This is a genomic window from Bradyrhizobium sp. CCBAU 51627 (assembly GCF_028128765.1).
Classification (GTDB): domain Bacteria; phylum Pseudomonadota; class Alphaproteobacteria; order Rhizobiales; family Xanthobacteraceae; genus Bradyrhizobium.
The window spans coordinates 177,251-191,301 of sequence record NZ_LBJG01000005.1; the positions used below are offsets into that span (position 1 = coordinate 177,251).

A 14,051-nucleotide genomic window follows, 5' to 3' on the forward strand; every position below is an offset into this window, starting at 1 on the left:
TTCTCAGATGCGCGATTGCGCATCATGGTTCGCGACGCCGTCCCGCCCGGAATGATGTGACTAGCGTTGCACCACGTCCTGGTTGCTGTGGTTGGAGGCCTGCTGGCTGCGCGCGCCCATCGCCGCGATTTCGGTCTTGAGAAGGGCGCCGGGACGTACGCGCTGGAGACCGTTGACCACGATGCGGTCGCCGGGCTTGAGCCCCGCGGTGACGATGCGCAGGCCATCGACCGCGCCGCCAAGGGTGATCGGCCGATAGACTGCGCGGCTGTCGTCGCCGACCGCCATCACGAACTTCTTGTCCTGGTCGGTGCCGATTGCCCGCTCGTCGATCATCACCAGAGTCTGCTGCTTTGGCTGGCCCATGCGTACGCGGGCGAACTGGCCGGGGATGAGACGTCCGTCCGCGTTCTGAAACACCGCGCGGACGCGGATGGTGCCGCTCGAGCCGTTGACCTGGTTGTCGATGAGCTGGATGTGACCCTTGGCCGAGATGCCGCCTGACGTGGTCATCTCGACCGGGATCTGATCGAGATTGCCGCGTTTGCCGGTGCTGTCTGCGATCGAGTTCAGCGCGCGCAGCACGACCTCTTCGTCCGCGTCGAAGGACGCGTAGATCGGATTGACCGAGACGAGCGACGTCAGCACCGGGGAGGCGGTGCCGGCTGCGACGAGATTGCCGACCGTGACCTCGATCTTGCCGACGCGGCCGTCCACCGGCGCCCGCACTTCGGTGTAGTCAAGATTGAGCTTCGCGGTGTGGAGCGTCGCCTCGGCCGCTTTGACGTTGGCAATGGCTTCGCGATTGGCATTGTCGCGCTGGTCGTAGTCGCGGCGGGTGACGACGGCGTTGCCGACCAGCTGTGCGCCGCGCTCCAGCTCGCTCTGGGTGAAGACCACGCGCGCTTTCGCGGCCTCGAGCTGCGCGGCCGCCTTGTCGACTTCGGCCTCGTAAGGAGCGGGATCTATCTTGAAAAGGACGTCACCGGCCTTCACCAGCGCGCCTTCGGTGAAGTTGGTGGATAGGATCGCGCCAGCGACGCGCGGGCGAAGCTCGACGCGTTGGATGGCCTCGAGCCGGCCGGAGAAATCGTCCCACAGCACGGTCTGCTTTGGTTCGATCAGCGCGACGGTGACGGGGACGGCTTGCTCGGCTGCCGCGCCGGTTGCGGTCGCCTGGGCTGCATGGAAGTAGTGGCCGGTCGCAATCGAGCCGGCCACGGCAAGGGCGCCAACGATGGCAACGCCGCCAAGCAGGCGGCGGAAACGGCCGGCAGAGGAAGTTTCTTGGGAGGGGTGCATTTGCGCGCTCCAGATATGTAGTGTTCACTACAAATGTGGAGCTGGATACCGCAGCGCAAGATACTTATGTACCATTCGCTAAGAAAATTGTAGCGGCATACCGCAAGAATTGGAAGGCGGAAGAGAAAAGAAAGATAGAACAAGCAGATAGGGTCAGGCGTTACGATAGGAAACGACGCCGATTCTCGAGGAGACAGGCACATGGCCATGGGACGCCCCCGCGAATTCGACGCCGAGACGGCGTTGGACCAGGCGATGGAAGTATTTTGGCGCCATGGTTATGAGGGCGCCACGATTGCCCAACTCACCGAGGCGATGGGCATCAACCCGCCGAGCCTTTATGCCTGTTTCGGCAACAAGGAAGGCCTGCTCAGGGCCGCCCTCGACCGCTACACCAAGCTGCGTGGTGTCTGGATGGACGAAGTGGTGGCCGCGCCGACCGCCCGTGATGTCGCCGAACGCATGCTGATGGGCATCGCCGACAAGCAGACCGATCCCGCCAATCCGCCCGGCTGCCTGCTCGTGCAAGGCGGCATCGCCTGCGGCACCGGCTCCGAAAACGTACCCTTCGAGCTCGCCGCCCGCCGCGCCCAAAACGAAGACCAGCTCCGCGATCGCTTTGTTCGCGCCAAGGCCGAAGGTGATCTCATCCAGACGTCAGATCCCGTCGCGCTCGCGCGCTATGTCTCGGCCGTCGCCGTTGGCATGGGCGTGATGGCCTCGTCGAGCGCTGATCGCGAAGCGTTGCGGCAAGTGGCGAGCGTGGCCGTGCAGGCGGTCGAGGCGCAGTCGGCGGGCGGGTAAGGCTCCCAAGCGGATCAGTCCTGCGACCTCGCATCAGAGTAGGCAATGTTCGCCCTGACATTTCTCGGAACCTCGGCCAGCGTTCCATCCGCGGAGCGCAATCATCCGGCGTTGCTTCTGGAGGCCGCCGGCCAGCGCATGCTGATCGATTGCGGCGAGGGCACGCAGCGCCAGCTATTGCGGAGCGGCGCCGGCTTTCGCCGGCTTGATCGCATCCTGCTGACGCATGGGCATCTCGATCACGTGCTGGGCATACCCGGCCTGTTCTCGACATTGGGGCTGCGGCAGACTTCCGACGCGATGACCATCCATGGCGGACCTAAGACGCTTGATCTCGTCATAAACATGCTGGCCGGCCTGTGGGGCGCGGGACGGGCACCGATCTCCGTGCAGTTCGCGCCGCTGTCTGAGGGACAGGTCGTCGATGCCGGCGACTTCGCCATCGACTGCTTTCCGGTCCGCCACCGCGACACTGACAGTTTTGGATTTTCGTTCCAGAGTCCAGCGCGGCGCCATCTCTTGCCTGACCGCCTGTCCGCGCTCGGCGTGCCTGACGGACCCTTGCGCGGCGAGCTGGCCGCCGGGCGCGCCATCACCATTGAAGACGGGCGGACGATCCATCCGGAGGATGTGCTGGGTCCGCCGAGCGGCGGCAAGAAACTGGTCGTGATCGGCGACACCGAGACCACCGAGGGACTCTCCAAGCACATCGCAGGCGCCGATCTACTGGTGATCGAGGCGACCTTCCTGGATCGCGATGCCTCAATGGCGCGGGATTACGGCCATCTCACCGCGGCTGAGGCGGCCCGGTTCGCGGCCGTGACCAACGTCCAGCAGCTCATGCTGACGCATTTGTCGGGCCGCTACGAGAACGACGAGATCCAGGCTGAGGCGGCAAAGATCTTCCCGAACGTCCGGATCGCCGCCGACTTCGATCGTATCGCTGTTTAGGCGGCGTGTTGCATCGCCGTTAATCTTACCTGTCAAGGTTGACGAGATTTCATTCCCGCAGCCGCGCGCCGGCGCGATATTTTCGCAAGATCAAAAGTCAGTCTTGTATTGAGAGTATCATGTCTCGCTCCGTTGAATTGATCGTTCAAGGCTATGTGAAGCTGAACGACCGCGATGCGTTGGAAGATATTCTGGCCCATCGGCAGGACCTGTTGCGGCAGCTCGTGGTCGTTACCGGTGTCGACCCGCAGCAGGCCATTTCGCAAGTCAACGAGGAAATCACCATTATCGAAGCCGGGCTTGCAACGCTCGTCCCGGAATAGAAGCAGCGCTTCGGCGGAAGCCGCGCTCAGCTCGACAGGCCCGATTTGATCGCGAGCTCCTGCACCGTGCGCGTCAGCTGCATCAGCCTTGGCAACGCCTGGTCTCGAAAGGTCGGCATATCCATGCGTATCGCATCCACGGTGACGCTCAATCCGGCGATCACAACACCCTGGGCGTCGAGGATCGGCGTCGCCAGCGTGCGCAGGCCATAGGCGTTCTCGCCGTCGGAGACGGCGTAACCCTTCTTCTTCACCTGGTCCAGCCGGGCGAGCAAAGCATCGAGATCGGTCAGCGTGCGCTCCGACAATTTGACGCGGGGCCGTGACTCCAGTCGCTCGATCTGCTCATCGCGGACCAGATGCGCCAGCATGGCGTGACCGAGCGCGGCGCTATACGCGGGGATGCGCGTGCCCGGCCGGCGGTCCATCTTGTAGCGATCGAGGCCCGCACTGATGCGCGCGAGATAGATTACATCGCCACCATCGAGGATGCCGAGCGAGGCCGCATCGCCGACCTCAGGCACGAGGTCGCGCAACAGCGGCTCGACGATCGTGCGCAGCGACCCGTGCGACAGTACGGTGTAGCCGAGGTCGAGGCAGGCGACGCCGAGGCGGAACCGGCGGCTCTGCGGCACGACTTGGAGATAGCCGAGTTCGATCAGGGTCTGGATCAATCGGAACGCGGTGCCGCGATCGAGATCGGCGCGTGCGGCAACTTCACTCAGCGTCAGCTCGAACGCTTCGCTGGTGAAGCTCTTGAGCACGGCAAAGGCCTTGCCGACGGAGGCGACGTAGTTCTTGGGGTTTTTATCTCCAGGACTTTTCGGTGGCATTTCCGATGCGCGCTTTGCCGCCTTCTTTTCGACCTTGGCCATGCCTGAATGCCCTGCCATGACAGCTGCGGCCCTTGACGGGGCGGCAGCCAGCTCTTACCAACGGGGCAGATTATAACAAATGTTCGCATTCCGAACAACATCGATCTGACGATCGGAGGAAGCTTTGTCGATATCCGCGCCGCACCAGCAGTCCTTGCACCCACATGGCGTGTTCTGCGCCGCGCTGACGCCGCTCGACGCCGAGCTCAGCCCCGATCACGCGCGCTTCGTCGCGCATTGCCGCACCCTGCTGGACGAAGGCTGCGACGGCATCGCGATGCTCGGCACCACCGGGGAGGCGAACTCCTTCTCGGTCGCCGAGCGAACGGCGCTGCTCGAAGCCGTGATCGCCGGCGGCATCAGGCCGAACCAGCTTCTGCCGGGCACCGGCGTCGTCGCGTTCACCGAGACCGTCGCATTGACACGCCATGCCCTGTCGGTCGGGGTCGAGACCGTGGTGATGCTGCCGCCATTCTACTACAAGAATGTCAGCGACGACGGCGTCTATGCCGCCTACAACGAGATCATCCAGCGCATCGGAGATGCGCGTCTCAAGATCGTACTCTATCACATCCCGCAGATGTCGATGCAGCCGATCTCGCATGCGTTGATCGAGCGGCTGCGCAAGGCCTATCCGTCCACCATCGTCGGCATCAAGGATTCTTCAGGCGATTTCGCCAACATGACCGCGATGGTCGACAAGTTCCCCGGCTTCTCGGTGCTTGCAGGCGCCGATCCGCTGCTGCTGCCGCTGCTGCGCAAGGGCGGTGCCGGCTGCATCACCGCGACCTCGAACCTCGTCGCGCGCGATCTCGCTTATGTCTTCAGGCATTTCCGCGACAGTGACGACGACGCGGCGCTGAAGGCAGCGCAGGCGCGGATCGTCCAGGCGCGGGAGCTGGTCTCGCGCTTCGCGCAGATGCCGTCCCTGAAGGCGTTGATGGCCGAGCGCACCGGTCATGCCGGCTGGCAGCGTCTGCGGCCGCCACTTGAGACTTTGCCGGCGGCTCAACTGAGAGAGCTGCTCGCGAACGCCACGGCATTTGCAACGGCCGCTTAAGGTTGACGCGGGAGCGGCATGACGATGACACGCGTTCGCCTGCTTGCCGACGATCTCACCGGCGCACTCGACACCGCGGCGGAGTTCGTCGGCCTGTGCGGGCCGTTCGACGTCATCTGGGCGGATGCGACCGCGGCCTCAGCCTCGTCGAGCCTTGCGTTCGACAGCGGCACAAGGGAGCGTTCAAGGACCGAGAGTGTCGAGATCGTCGCCCGGCTGGCGCCGCTGCTTCGCGACGCGGAGATCGCCTACAAGAAGATCGATAGCCTGCTCCGTGGCGCCTGGGCCGCCGAGCTCGGCGCCTGCCTGAGCACAGGAGATTGGGCATCCTGCGTCGTCGCCCCCGCGTTCGAATATCAAGGGCGGCGCACCATCGAAAGCCAGCAATATGCGCGCACCGTGAATGGCGACTGGCGTCGCGTCGGCGACAATCTGCTGGATCAGTTGCGACATGAAGGCATCGCGGCACAGCGGGGAAATGCCGGCACGTTGTCGCAAGGCGGCGTTCAGGTGTTCGATGCCGAGAGCGACCTCGATCTCGATCGCGTCGTCGAGATGGCCCGGCGGATGCCGGGGCCAGTGCTCTGGTGCGGCAGCGGCGGATTGGCCGGCGCGCTCGCCCGCAATCATGGCGCCGCGGCGCGGTCGGTGCTGAGGCGACCGGTGCTGGGCTTGTTCGGTTCCGACCAGGCGGCAACCACATCCCAGCTCGCGGCTTGCGGTGAAGCTACCATCGCGTTGGCGGAAGGCGAGGGCGGTGCCGGTGTTCGGCGAAAGCTCACAGACGACGGCGTGGCCTTGGTGAAATTCGCGCTTCCGGATGGTTTGTCGCGCGGCGAGGCGGCGCAACGGATCGCGCGCGAGCTGACAGCGCTGATCGCAGCGCTCGACGCGCCCGGAACCTTGATCGTTGCTGGCGGAGAGACGCTGAGGGCCGTATGCCTCGCCGTCGGCGCGCATGCGCTTCAGGTCACGGGACGCATCGTGCCCGGATTGCCGCGTTCGACGCTGCAAGGCGGCCGCTGGGCCGGTGTCGACCTCATCTCGAAATCCGGAGCGTTCGGCGCGCGCGAGCTGTGGCGCGATCTGCTCCGGGACAATCATCTGCTCAACATGGAGAGTCCGACATGATCTCTCGTCACCTTGCCATCACCATGGGCGATCCCGCCGGCATCGGGCCGGAGATCATCGTCAAGGCCTGTATCGGGCTGAAGGATCGGATCGCGAGCGGTGATCTGCGCTTGCTGATTATCGGCAGCGGCGCGGCGCTGGACGGCGCGAAGACGGCGCTCGGCGCCGACATTGCGATCCCGCAAGTCACCGTCGATGATCGCGATTGGCCCAATCTCTGCTACCTTCAGGCTGACGCGGAGGGCGACCCGATCAAGCCCGGCGTGCTCAGCGCCGATGGCGGCCGCTTTGCCTATAAGGCGATCGAGCAGGGCGTGCGGCTGACGCAGGCGGGCCGCACCGCGGCGATCGTCACGGCGCCGCTCAACAAGGAGGCGCTCAACAAGGCCGGCTATCATTTCCCCGGTCACACCGAGATGCTGGCGCATCTCACCGGCGTGCGCGGCTCGGTGATGCTGCTCGCCCATGGCAACATGCGCGTCAGCCATGTCTCGACCCATGTGGCGCTGGAGGATGTGCCGAAGCGTTTGACGCCGGAGCGGCTGCGCATGGTGATTGATCTCACCAATGATGCGCTGCGCCGGCTCGGCATTGCCAGGCCGAAAATAGCAATCGCCGCGCTGAACCCGCATGCCGGTGAGGGCGGCCTGTTCGGTCGGCAGGATATCGACGTCTCGGCGCCGACGATTGCCAAGGCGGTCGCCGACGGCCTCGATGTGGTCGGCCCCGTGCCGGGCGACACCATTTTCGTCAAGCTGCGCGCCGGCCAGTTCGATGCGGCGGTCGCAATGTATCACGACCAGGGACATATCCCGGTCAAGCTGCTCGGCTTCCAGGTCGATCCAGCCACCGGCCGCTGGCAGGAGCTCTCCGGCGTCAACATCACGCTGGGCCTGCCGATCATCCGTACCTCCGTCGATCACGGCACTGCCTTCGACATCGCCGGCAAGGGGATCGCCAACGAGCACAGCCTGATCGAGGCCATCGACTATGCCGAGCGGCTGGCCGCCGGCGCCTCCAAGTAACGAGATCGAGCCCACGATGACCAACGCCTTCACGCCCATCGAAATCCTCCGCCCCACCATCCTGGAGTTCGGCAACGGCACGATCACGGCTGCCGCGCGCTTCGCCGAGCGGATCGGCGCCAAGCGGCCGCTGGTGATTTCCGACCCCTTCAATGCGCGCCGTGTCGATACGCTGGCGCTGCCGGGCGTCGTCAAGGTGTTCGGCGAGGTCAAGCCCGAGCCGGATCTGCCCAACCTCGAGAAGGCGGTGGCGATGGCGAAGGAGGCCAAGCCCGATCTCGTCGTCGGCTTCGGCGGCGGCAGTGCGATGGATCTGGCCAAGCTCGTCGCGGTGATGTGCACGAATGACGTGCCCTTCGCCAACATCGTCGGGCCGGAGAAGGTGGCCGGCCGCAGCGTGGCGCTGATGCAGATCCCGACCACCTCGGGCACCGGCAGCGAGGCCGGCACCCGTGCGCTCGTCACCGATCCCGTCAGCCAGAACAAGCAGGCGGTGCAGAGCCGTTTCATGCTGGCCGATATCGCCATCGTCGACCCTGATCTGACGATGACCGTGCCGAAGGAGATCACGGCCGCTACCGGCGTCGATGCACTGGCGCATTGCGTCGAGGCCTATACCAGCCGCAAGGCGCACCCGACGATCGACCTTTATGCGCTCGAAGGCGCGCGGCTGGTCGGGAAATATCTCAAGCGCGCGGTGGCCGACGGCGGCGATCGCGAGGCCCGCGCCGGTCTTTCGCTCGCCTCGCTCTATGGCGGCTACTGCCTCGGGCCGGTGAACACGACCGCCGGCCATGCCGTGGCCTATCCGCTCGGCACGCGTCATCACATCGCCCATGGCCTTGCCTGCGCGATGATCTTCCCGCACACGCTGGCGTTCAACATGCCTGCGGTCGAGGCGAAGACGATGGCGGTGCTCGGAGCGCTCGGTCTGCCCCAGCAGAACGATCCGAAGCATGCGTTCGACGCAACCTACGCCTTCTGCAAGAACCTCGGCGTCGAGATGCGGCTGTCGGCGCTCGGCGTGCCAAAGAACGATCTCGGCGGCATGGCCGACGAGGCTCACGCTATCAGGCGGCTGCTCGACAACAACCCGCGCGATCTGAGCCGGGATGCGATCCTTGAGATGTACGAGGCCGCGTTCTAGCCGGCTCCGCGCCCCGCGCGCGGCAAACCAAAAGCCACGGATATCAAAATGGACCAGGCTGTGATCCCATCCACCGCAGTGCTTGCCAGTCCGGGGGCGAGCAGGTAGAAGGCTGCACGCCTGAGCCGTGATTTGCGCTATCAGCGCTTCCGGCCACAGTTGGACAATTCAGTAAGATATTGAATTTGTTCGACTATTCCGTTGGGGAATGGTGTAACGGTAGCACAACAGACTCTGACTCTGTTTGTCTTGGTTCGAATCCAGGTTCCCCAGCCAGTTCCAGGCGCTCTCCAGACTACCAGGCATTTCCCGGGCATGATTGCCGCCGTAGGCACTCCGGCGGTTTGACTGGCCGGTCCTCGCGACGGTTTGCCTCATCCATCACGCGTCGGATCGGCATGCCTCAGGTCGTCCTTGGGTCGTTCAGCCCCAGGAGATCCAAAATGCCCTACGTCGATGGTTTCGTGCTCGCCGTGCCGAAAGACAAGATCGAGGCCTACAAGGCCCTGGCGCGAACGGCGTGTGCGGTGTGGATGGAGCATGGCGCGCTCGATTATGTCGAGTGCATCGGCGATGACGTCCCCTATGGCCAGCTCACATCCTTCCCGCGCGCGGTGATGGCCGCGGAAGACGAGGTCATAGTGTTTTCCTGGATCGTCTACCGCGACCGGGCGAGCCGCGATGCCGTCAACTCTAAGGTGATGGCCGATGCCAGGCTCAAGGGCTCCGACATGCCGTTCGACGGCAAGCGCATGATCTATGGCGGCTTCACCACTCTGCTGCGGGCAGATGAGATGGCCCGCTGAGCACGCTTTGGACGGTGACAGTCCGTCTGCGTGACCGGCTCGCCTCTGCGAGCTGGTACATCCAGTTCAGTCGAGGAACGCAAATTATGCTCACTGTCTATGGCGAAGGTCGTGGCTTCCGTGTTGTTTGGCTGCTCGAGGAGCTGGGATTGGCTTATCGGCTGCGACAGGTCGATCTGCTCACAGTGGAAAATGACCGCGACTTCCTCGCGATCAACTCCGCCGGATTCATTCCCGCGCTGCAGGATGGCGACACGATCATGGTCGAGTCGATCGCCATTCTCGAGTACCTGCTCGCGCGCTACGGCTCAGGTTCGCTTAGCGTCGCCCCGGAGGATCCCGCTTTCGCAGCCTATCTGCAATTCCTCCACTTGGGCGAGGCCGGGCTTGCCGGGCCGATGAACGCCGTCCTGGTGGGCCGCCAACTCGCGCCCGAAGCCGAGCGAGGGGCCCGCGTGACCCGCTGGGCGGCCGAGACCTTCCTGAGCCGGTTGGGTTTGGTCCTTCGCCGCCTTGCGGACAGCCCCTATCTCGCCGGCGGCCGATTCACCGCTGCCGATATCTCGGTGAGCTATGCCCTGCTGCTCGGCCTGCGAACCGGCAACTACGTTCCCGGGCCGACGGAGCGGGCGTATCTCGTTCGCACGACGGCACGCCCTGCCTATGCGCGAGCGATGGAGAGTTGCCAGGCCACCAAGGCCTGGGCGGCGAGATCACCGGGATTGTAGCGCTCGCAGAGCTGGAGCGGCCAAGCGCTTGGTCCCCAACCCTCCGCGCCAGAACGGGGCGCGAAGCCACAATCCCTGGTGCTGCCGTCGGGCAAAACACCCAAGAACACCGTCAATCCCACCTCGTGAAAATATTCCACTTTACCGAAATTCTGATTTGTCGTATTTATCTGCGCATCCCAGCCCAGCGAAGGGGCGGTCGTACGTCGTCACGAACGCGGGCTGGGGAGCGGTGGACGCGGGCGGCGTCGTCGCGGATGCGTGTGGCAGGGCGGGGCAGTGGATTGAGCCGAGCCCTGTGAGCCACGGCAAGCCGCGTCGGACGAACGGCGCCTTGTCCCGCGAAGCCCATCGGGGCGAAGCGGGATTGTTCGCGTACGGCGAAACCGCGTGGTCCTGGCCGTCGTTGCTACGGCCAAGCCTTCGCGAAGGCCTCATCATGTCAACCGGCGTGGTGCGGTGCATTTCGGAAGGTGACGGAGGCAAAGGGAATTCGTCTCCGGGGAGAGCGCGCATAAGCCGTCAACCATCGCGCAGGGAAGGCCGAGTTTCGGTTGCCCTGTGGTTCCCCTGTGCATTGCGCGTGCATCATTCTCGCATGGGGGTTTTAACGGGTGCCAGCCGGCGCCCGGTCTTCCCTGCGCCCTTCATTGGAGAGGGTGTCAAGAGACGCGCAAAGCTCGGGCAAAACATGCTGCGAGATCGCGACGCTGCGTCCGACCTTCAAGCATTGTTTCAAATCTCACGAGCGCCCCCATGAGCCCGCGTGTCTTCTGAAATCAGATCTCTCGCACCGTCGAATGCCGTTTCAGCTGATCTATCGGGGGAACGAATGAGCGACTTCAGCCTGAAGCAGCAACAGCAGGCAGCCCGCAAGACGCGTCTCCATCTCTTTCGATCCGAGCGACAGCGGGCCGGGGTCGTTCAGGATCGCATTCACCAGCGTGCCCAGCACGACCTGCAGGCTGAACGCGATCGCGCGGGTCTTGGCGGAGGCATGACCCTTGCCCATCGCCGGCAGCAGGAGAGGGGTGGCACGTTCGGTCGTGGTCTTGGCCAGGGCCTTGAACGGCGTCCATTTGTCCGGACGGGTATCGTCATGCTGGAGGGCCGCGCGCAGCACGCCCTCGTGGTGGCGCATCCAGGCGATGATGCCGCCAACGACGACACGGCAGAGCTTGTCGAGATCCGCGTGGGGCGATGGACGCGTGATCTCGCCGAGCCGCTGCTCGCCGTCGCGTGTCGCCAGCGCCATCAGCGCGTTGAAGTAGGCCTCCTTGCTTTCGAAGCGGCTGTAGAAGGCGCCGACGGTGACGCTGACTTCCGCGCAGAGCGCCTCGATCGAAAGCTCGGCAAGGCTGCGCGTGCGCAGCATCTCGGCGCCGGCCCGCAGCAGCGCCAGCGCCGTCTCACGGCTGCGTTTCTGGCGTGATGGGGCGACGCCCGGCAGGTCGAACCCGCGAGCGCCGGGCTCCTCGGACGATGGTCGCGTTCGGGCTTGCATCCGGCTTAAATCATAATCATAATTCTGATTATAATTTAGGGTACGATGAGCCGCGGGTCAACCGCGACGGCGGGACAGGGAGGATCACATGAGGGCAGGTAGCGGCACGCCGTTCCGCGGCACCGTCGGCAAAACGGTTGCGGAGTCAAAACCCTGGTGGCCGGAGGCGGTGAAGCCGCCCGCGGGTGCGCCGAACATTCTGATCGTGCTGTTCGACGACGTCGGCTTCTCCGATTTTGGCTGCTACGGGTCTGCGATCAAGACGCCGACCATCGATCGGCTCGCCGCGGAAGGCTTGCGCTATTCCGGCTTCCACACCACCGCGATGTGTTCGACGACGCGCGCCGCCTTGCTCACCGGGCGCAACCATCATTCGGTCGGCGTCGGGTGCCTCGCCAATTTCGATTCCGGCTACCCCGGCTATCGCGGCAAGATCGCGCGCGCGGCGGGGACGCTCGCCGAAATGCTGCGGGTGCACGGCTATCGCAATTACATGGTCGGCAAATGGCATGTCACGCCGCTGACCGAGAGCGGCGCCACCGGCCCGTTCGACGGCTGGCCGCTCGGGCGCGGCTTCGACCGCTTCTACGGCTTCCTCGACGCCGAGACCGACCAATATGCGCCCGAGCTCGTGTCTGACAACACGCATATCGATCCTCCGGGTACCTATGCCGGCGGCTATCATCTGACCGAGGATCTGATCGACCAGGCCATCCGCTTCATCGGCGATCATCATGCCGATCGGCCCGATATTCCCTGGCTGACCTGGGTCGCGCTGGGCGCCTGCCATGCGCCCCACCAAGCGCCGGCCGACATCATCCGAAGCTACGATGCGGAATTCGCTCACGGCTGGGATGTCGAGCGTGAACGACGGCTGGCGCGTCAGAAGACGATGGGGCTGGTGCCGCAGGAGACCCGGATGCCGGCGCGCAACGACGGCGTGAAGGCGTGGGAAGACCATTCGGCCGACGAGCGGCGAGTGTTCACCCGGCTGCAAGCGGCCTTCGCCGGCATGCTCGACCATTCCGATCGACATCTTGCACGTCTTGTCGCGTTCCTTGAGACGGCTGATATCAGAGACAACACCGTCATCATGGTGATGTCCGACAATGGCGCGAGCCAGGAGGGCGGACCGCTCGGCTTCGTCAACGCGATGGGGCCGTTCAACTTCAAGCCGGAGCCGATCGCGGAGAAGCTCGCTCGCATCGACGACATCGGCGGTCCCGACACCCACAGCAATTTCCCGCACGGCTGGGCCATGGCTTCCAACACGCCGCTGCGCCGCTACAAGCAGAACACCCATGGCGGCGGCATCCGCGATCCCTTCGTCATCACTTGGCCGAAGCGCATTGCCGCCAAGGGCGAGCTGCGCCACCAATTCGTGCACGCTAGCGACCTGACGCCGACGCTGCTGGAATTGATCGGGATCGAGGCTCCCGCGACGATCGCCGGCTGCCCGCAGATGCCGCTCGAAGGCGAGAGCTTCGCGCGCTCGATCACGGACGCGACCGCGCCCGCAAAGAGCTCGCCGCAATATTTCGAAATGTTCGGCCATCGCGGCCTCTGGCAGGGCGGCTGGAAGGCGGTGGCTTATCATCCTCCGGGCACGCCGTTCGAGAACGATAAATGGGAGCTGTTCCATCTCGATCGGGACTTCTCCGAGACCGACGATCTCGCCGCGAAGGAGCCGGAACGGCTGGCGCAGATGATCGCGACATGGTGGGACGAAGCCGAGAAGCACAACGTATTGCCGCTCGACGATCGTTTCGGGCCTCGCTTTGCCGAGAACGCCGCACGCTTTCACGGTGCGCGCCACCACTTCGTCTTTCATGCCGGCATGGGACACGTGCCGACCGACGTTGCGCCCGACGTGCGCAGCCGCAGCTACACGATCGAGGCGCATGTCGAGATCGACGAAGCAGGTGCGAGCGGCGTGCTGATTTCGCATGGCGACGCGACGTCGGGCTACAGTCTCTACGTCAGGGACGGTCACCTCGTGCATGACCTCAACATTGGCGGCAGCCACCACATCGTGCGCTCCGACCGCAAGGTGCCCTCGGACGCACGGCGGCTCGGCGTTCATGTCGAGCGCCTGATCCGCAAGGAGCCGCCGGCCAAGGGCGCGCGCACCGGCGTCACCGAATACACGCTGCTGATCGACGGCCGGCCGGCCGGCGTGCTCCAGACCCGGCTTGGCTTCCACACCCTGATCTCGTGGTCTGGCCTCGATATCGGCCGTGATCGCGGCAGCCCTGTGTCGCATTACGAGGCGCCGTTCGAATTCGAGGGCCGGCTGCTTCGCGTCACCGTCACCATGCACAACGATCAGTCACTCGACGGCGAGGCCGTCGGTAACGCGCAGATGGCGCGGCAGTAATCGTGAGGCGCGGGCCTG

13 protein-coding genes and 1 tRNA gene are annotated in these 14,051 nt (G+C 64.7%); 11 read left to right on the forward strand and 3 right to left on the reverse strand.

Annotation, left to right across the window (positions count from 1 at the left end):
- Nucleotides 1-60 precede the first annotated feature (60 nt).
- Nucleotides 61-1,302: an efflux RND transporter periplasmic adaptor subunit gene (locus tag XH88_RS03050; RefSeq protein WP_271613938.1), complete on the reverse strand. Its 1,242-nt coding sequence runs from the start codon at nucleotides 1,300-1,302 to the stop codon at nucleotides 61-63.
- 201 nt (nucleotides 1,303-1,503) lie between these two features.
- Here XH88_RS03050 and XH88_RS03055 point away from each other — a divergent pair, with 201 nt between their 5' ends.
- The 3 genes from XH88_RS03055 to XH88_RS03065 all read left to right on the forward strand — a co-directional run bounded on the left by XH88_RS03055 (nucleotide 1,504) and on the right by XH88_RS03065 (nucleotide 3,380).
- Nucleotides 1,504-2,106, forward strand: a complete 603-nt coding sequence (locus XH88_RS03055) for a TetR/AcrR family transcriptional regulator (protein ID WP_271613939.1) — start codon at nucleotides 1,504-1,506, stop codon at nucleotides 2,104-2,106.
- 45 nt (nucleotides 2,107-2,151) lie between these two features.
- On the forward strand, nucleotides 2,152-3,057 hold the full coding sequence (gene rnz, locus XH88_RS03060; RefSeq protein WP_271613940.1) for a ribonuclease Z: 906 nt from the start codon (nucleotides 2,152-2,154) through the stop codon (nucleotides 3,055-3,057).
- Nucleotides 3,058-3,176: 119 nt separating this feature from the next.
- Nucleotides 3,177-3,380, forward strand: a complete 204-nt coding sequence (locus XH88_RS03065; protein WP_271613941.1) for a hypothetical protein — start codon at nucleotides 3,177-3,179, stop codon at nucleotides 3,378-3,380.
- A 26-nt stretch (nucleotides 3,381-3,406) separates the two neighbouring features.
- On the opposite strand, the gene XH88_RS03070 is transcribed toward XH88_RS03065, so the two are convergent.
- The gene (locus XH88_RS03070; protein WP_271613942.1) at nucleotides 3,407-4,255 is read right to left on the reverse strand and encodes an IclR family transcriptional regulator; all 849 of its coding nucleotides are present in this window, start codon (nucleotides 4,253-4,255) and stop codon (nucleotides 3,407-3,409) included.
- A 169-nt stretch (nucleotides 4,256-4,424) separates the two neighbouring features.
- On the opposite strand from XH88_RS03070, the gene XH88_RS03075 reads away from it, so the two are divergent.
- The 7 genes from XH88_RS03075 (at nucleotide 4,425) to XH88_RS03105 (ending at nucleotide 10,152) form a co-directional block, all read left to right on the forward strand.
- Nucleotides 4,425-5,315, forward strand: coding sequence for a dihydrodipicolinate synthase family protein (locus XH88_RS03075; RefSeq protein ID WP_271614347.1), 891 nt, complete (start codon nucleotides 4,425-4,427; stop codon nucleotides 5,313-5,315).
- A gap of 24 nt (nucleotides 5,316-5,339) precedes the next feature.
- On the forward strand, nucleotides 5,340-6,446 hold the full coding sequence (locus XH88_RS03080) for a four-carbon acid sugar kinase family protein (protein WP_271614348.1): 1,107 nt from the start codon (nucleotides 5,340-5,342) through the stop codon (nucleotides 6,444-6,446).
- Nucleotides 6,443-7,471: a 4-hydroxythreonine-4-phosphate dehydrogenase PdxA gene (gene pdxA / locus XH88_RS03085; protein WP_271613943.1), complete on the forward strand. Its 1,029-nt coding sequence runs from the start codon at nucleotides 6,443-6,445 to the stop codon at nucleotides 7,469-7,471. Before XH88_RS03080 ends, pdxA begins: the two co-directional genes overlap by 4 nt.
- Nucleotides 7,472-7,487: 16 nt before the next feature.
- The gene (locus tag XH88_RS03090; RefSeq protein ID WP_271613944.1) at nucleotides 7,488-8,618 is read left to right on the forward strand and encodes an iron-containing alcohol dehydrogenase; all 1,131 of its coding nucleotides are present in this window, start codon (nucleotides 7,488-7,490) and stop codon (nucleotides 8,616-8,618) included.
- Nucleotides 8,619-8,820: 202 nt separating this feature from the next.
- Nucleotides 8,821-8,894 (forward strand) — tRNA-Gln (locus XH88_RS03095).
- A 167-nt stretch (nucleotides 8,895-9,061) separates the two neighbouring features.
- Nucleotides 9,062-9,424, forward strand: coding sequence for a DUF1428 domain-containing protein (locus XH88_RS03100; protein WP_271613945.1), 363 nt, complete (start codon nucleotides 9,062-9,064; stop codon nucleotides 9,422-9,424).
- 86 nt (nucleotides 9,425-9,510) lie between these two features.
- Nucleotides 9,511-10,152, forward strand: a complete 642-nt coding sequence (locus XH88_RS03105) for a glutathione S-transferase family protein (RefSeq protein ID WP_271613946.1) — start codon at nucleotides 9,511-9,513, stop codon at nucleotides 10,150-10,152.
- Between the two features lie 817 nt (nucleotides 10,153-10,969).
- Here XH88_RS03105 and XH88_RS03110 read toward each other — a convergent pair.
- A complete protein-coding gene (locus XH88_RS03110; protein ID WP_271613947.1) occupies nucleotides 10,970-11,656 on the reverse strand; it encodes a TetR/AcrR family transcriptional regulator in 687 nt (228 codons plus the stop codon).
- Nucleotides 11,657-11,744: 88 nt separating this feature from the next.
- Between XH88_RS03110 and XH88_RS03115 the strand changes: the two genes are divergently transcribed.
- Nucleotides 11,745-14,033, forward strand: a complete 2,289-nt coding sequence (locus XH88_RS03115; RefSeq protein WP_271613948.1) for an arylsulfatase — start codon at nucleotides 11,745-11,747, stop codon at nucleotides 14,031-14,033.
- Nucleotides 14,034-14,051 lie beyond the last annotated feature (18 nt).

Excerpts from the sequence above, each read along its gene's own strand:
- XH88_RS03050 (WP_271613938.1), bottom strand. The coding sequence starts at position 1,302 with ATGCACCCCTCCCAAGAAACTTCCTCTGCCGGCCGTTTCCGCCGCCTG.
- XH88_RS03055 (WP_271613939.1), top strand. The coding sequence starts at position 1,504 with ATGGCCATGGGACGCCCCCGCGAATTCGACGCCGAGACGGCGTTGGAC.
- rnz (WP_271613940.1), top strand. The coding sequence starts at position 2,152 with ATGTTCGCCCTGACATTTCTCGGAACCTCGGCCAGCGTTCCATCCGCG.
- XH88_RS03065 (WP_271613941.1), top strand. The coding sequence starts at position 3,177 with ATGTCTCGCTCCGTTGAATTGATCGTTCAAGGCTATGTGAAGCTGAAC.
- XH88_RS03070 (WP_271613942.1), bottom strand. The coding sequence starts at position 4,255 with ATGGCCAAGGTCGAAAAGAAGGCGGCAAAGCGCGCATCGGAAATGCCA.
- XH88_RS03080 (WP_271614348.1), top strand. The coding sequence starts at position 5,340 with ATGACACGCGTTCGCCTGCTTGCCGACGATCTCACCGGCGCACTCGAC.
- pdxA (WP_271613943.1), top strand. The coding sequence starts at position 6,443 with ATGATCTCTCGTCACCTTGCCATCACCATGGGCGATCCCGCCGGCATC.
- XH88_RS03090 (WP_271613944.1), top strand. The coding sequence starts at position 7,488 with ATGACCAACGCCTTCACGCCCATCGAAATCCTCCGCCCCACCATCCTG.
- XH88_RS03100 (WP_271613945.1), top strand. The coding sequence starts at position 9,062 with ATGCCCTACGTCGATGGTTTCGTGCTCGCCGTGCCGAAAGACAAGATC.
- XH88_RS03105 (WP_271613946.1), top strand. The coding sequence starts at position 9,511 with ATGCTCACTGTCTATGGCGAAGGTCGTGGCTTCCGTGTTGTTTGGCTG.
- XH88_RS03110 (WP_271613947.1), bottom strand. The coding sequence starts at position 11,656 with ATGCAAGCCCGAACGCGACCATCGTCCGAGGAGCCCGGCGCTCGCGGG.
- XH88_RS03115 (WP_271613948.1), top strand. The coding sequence starts at position 11,745 with ATGAGGGCAGGTAGCGGCACGCCGTTCCGCGGCACCGTCGGCAAAACG.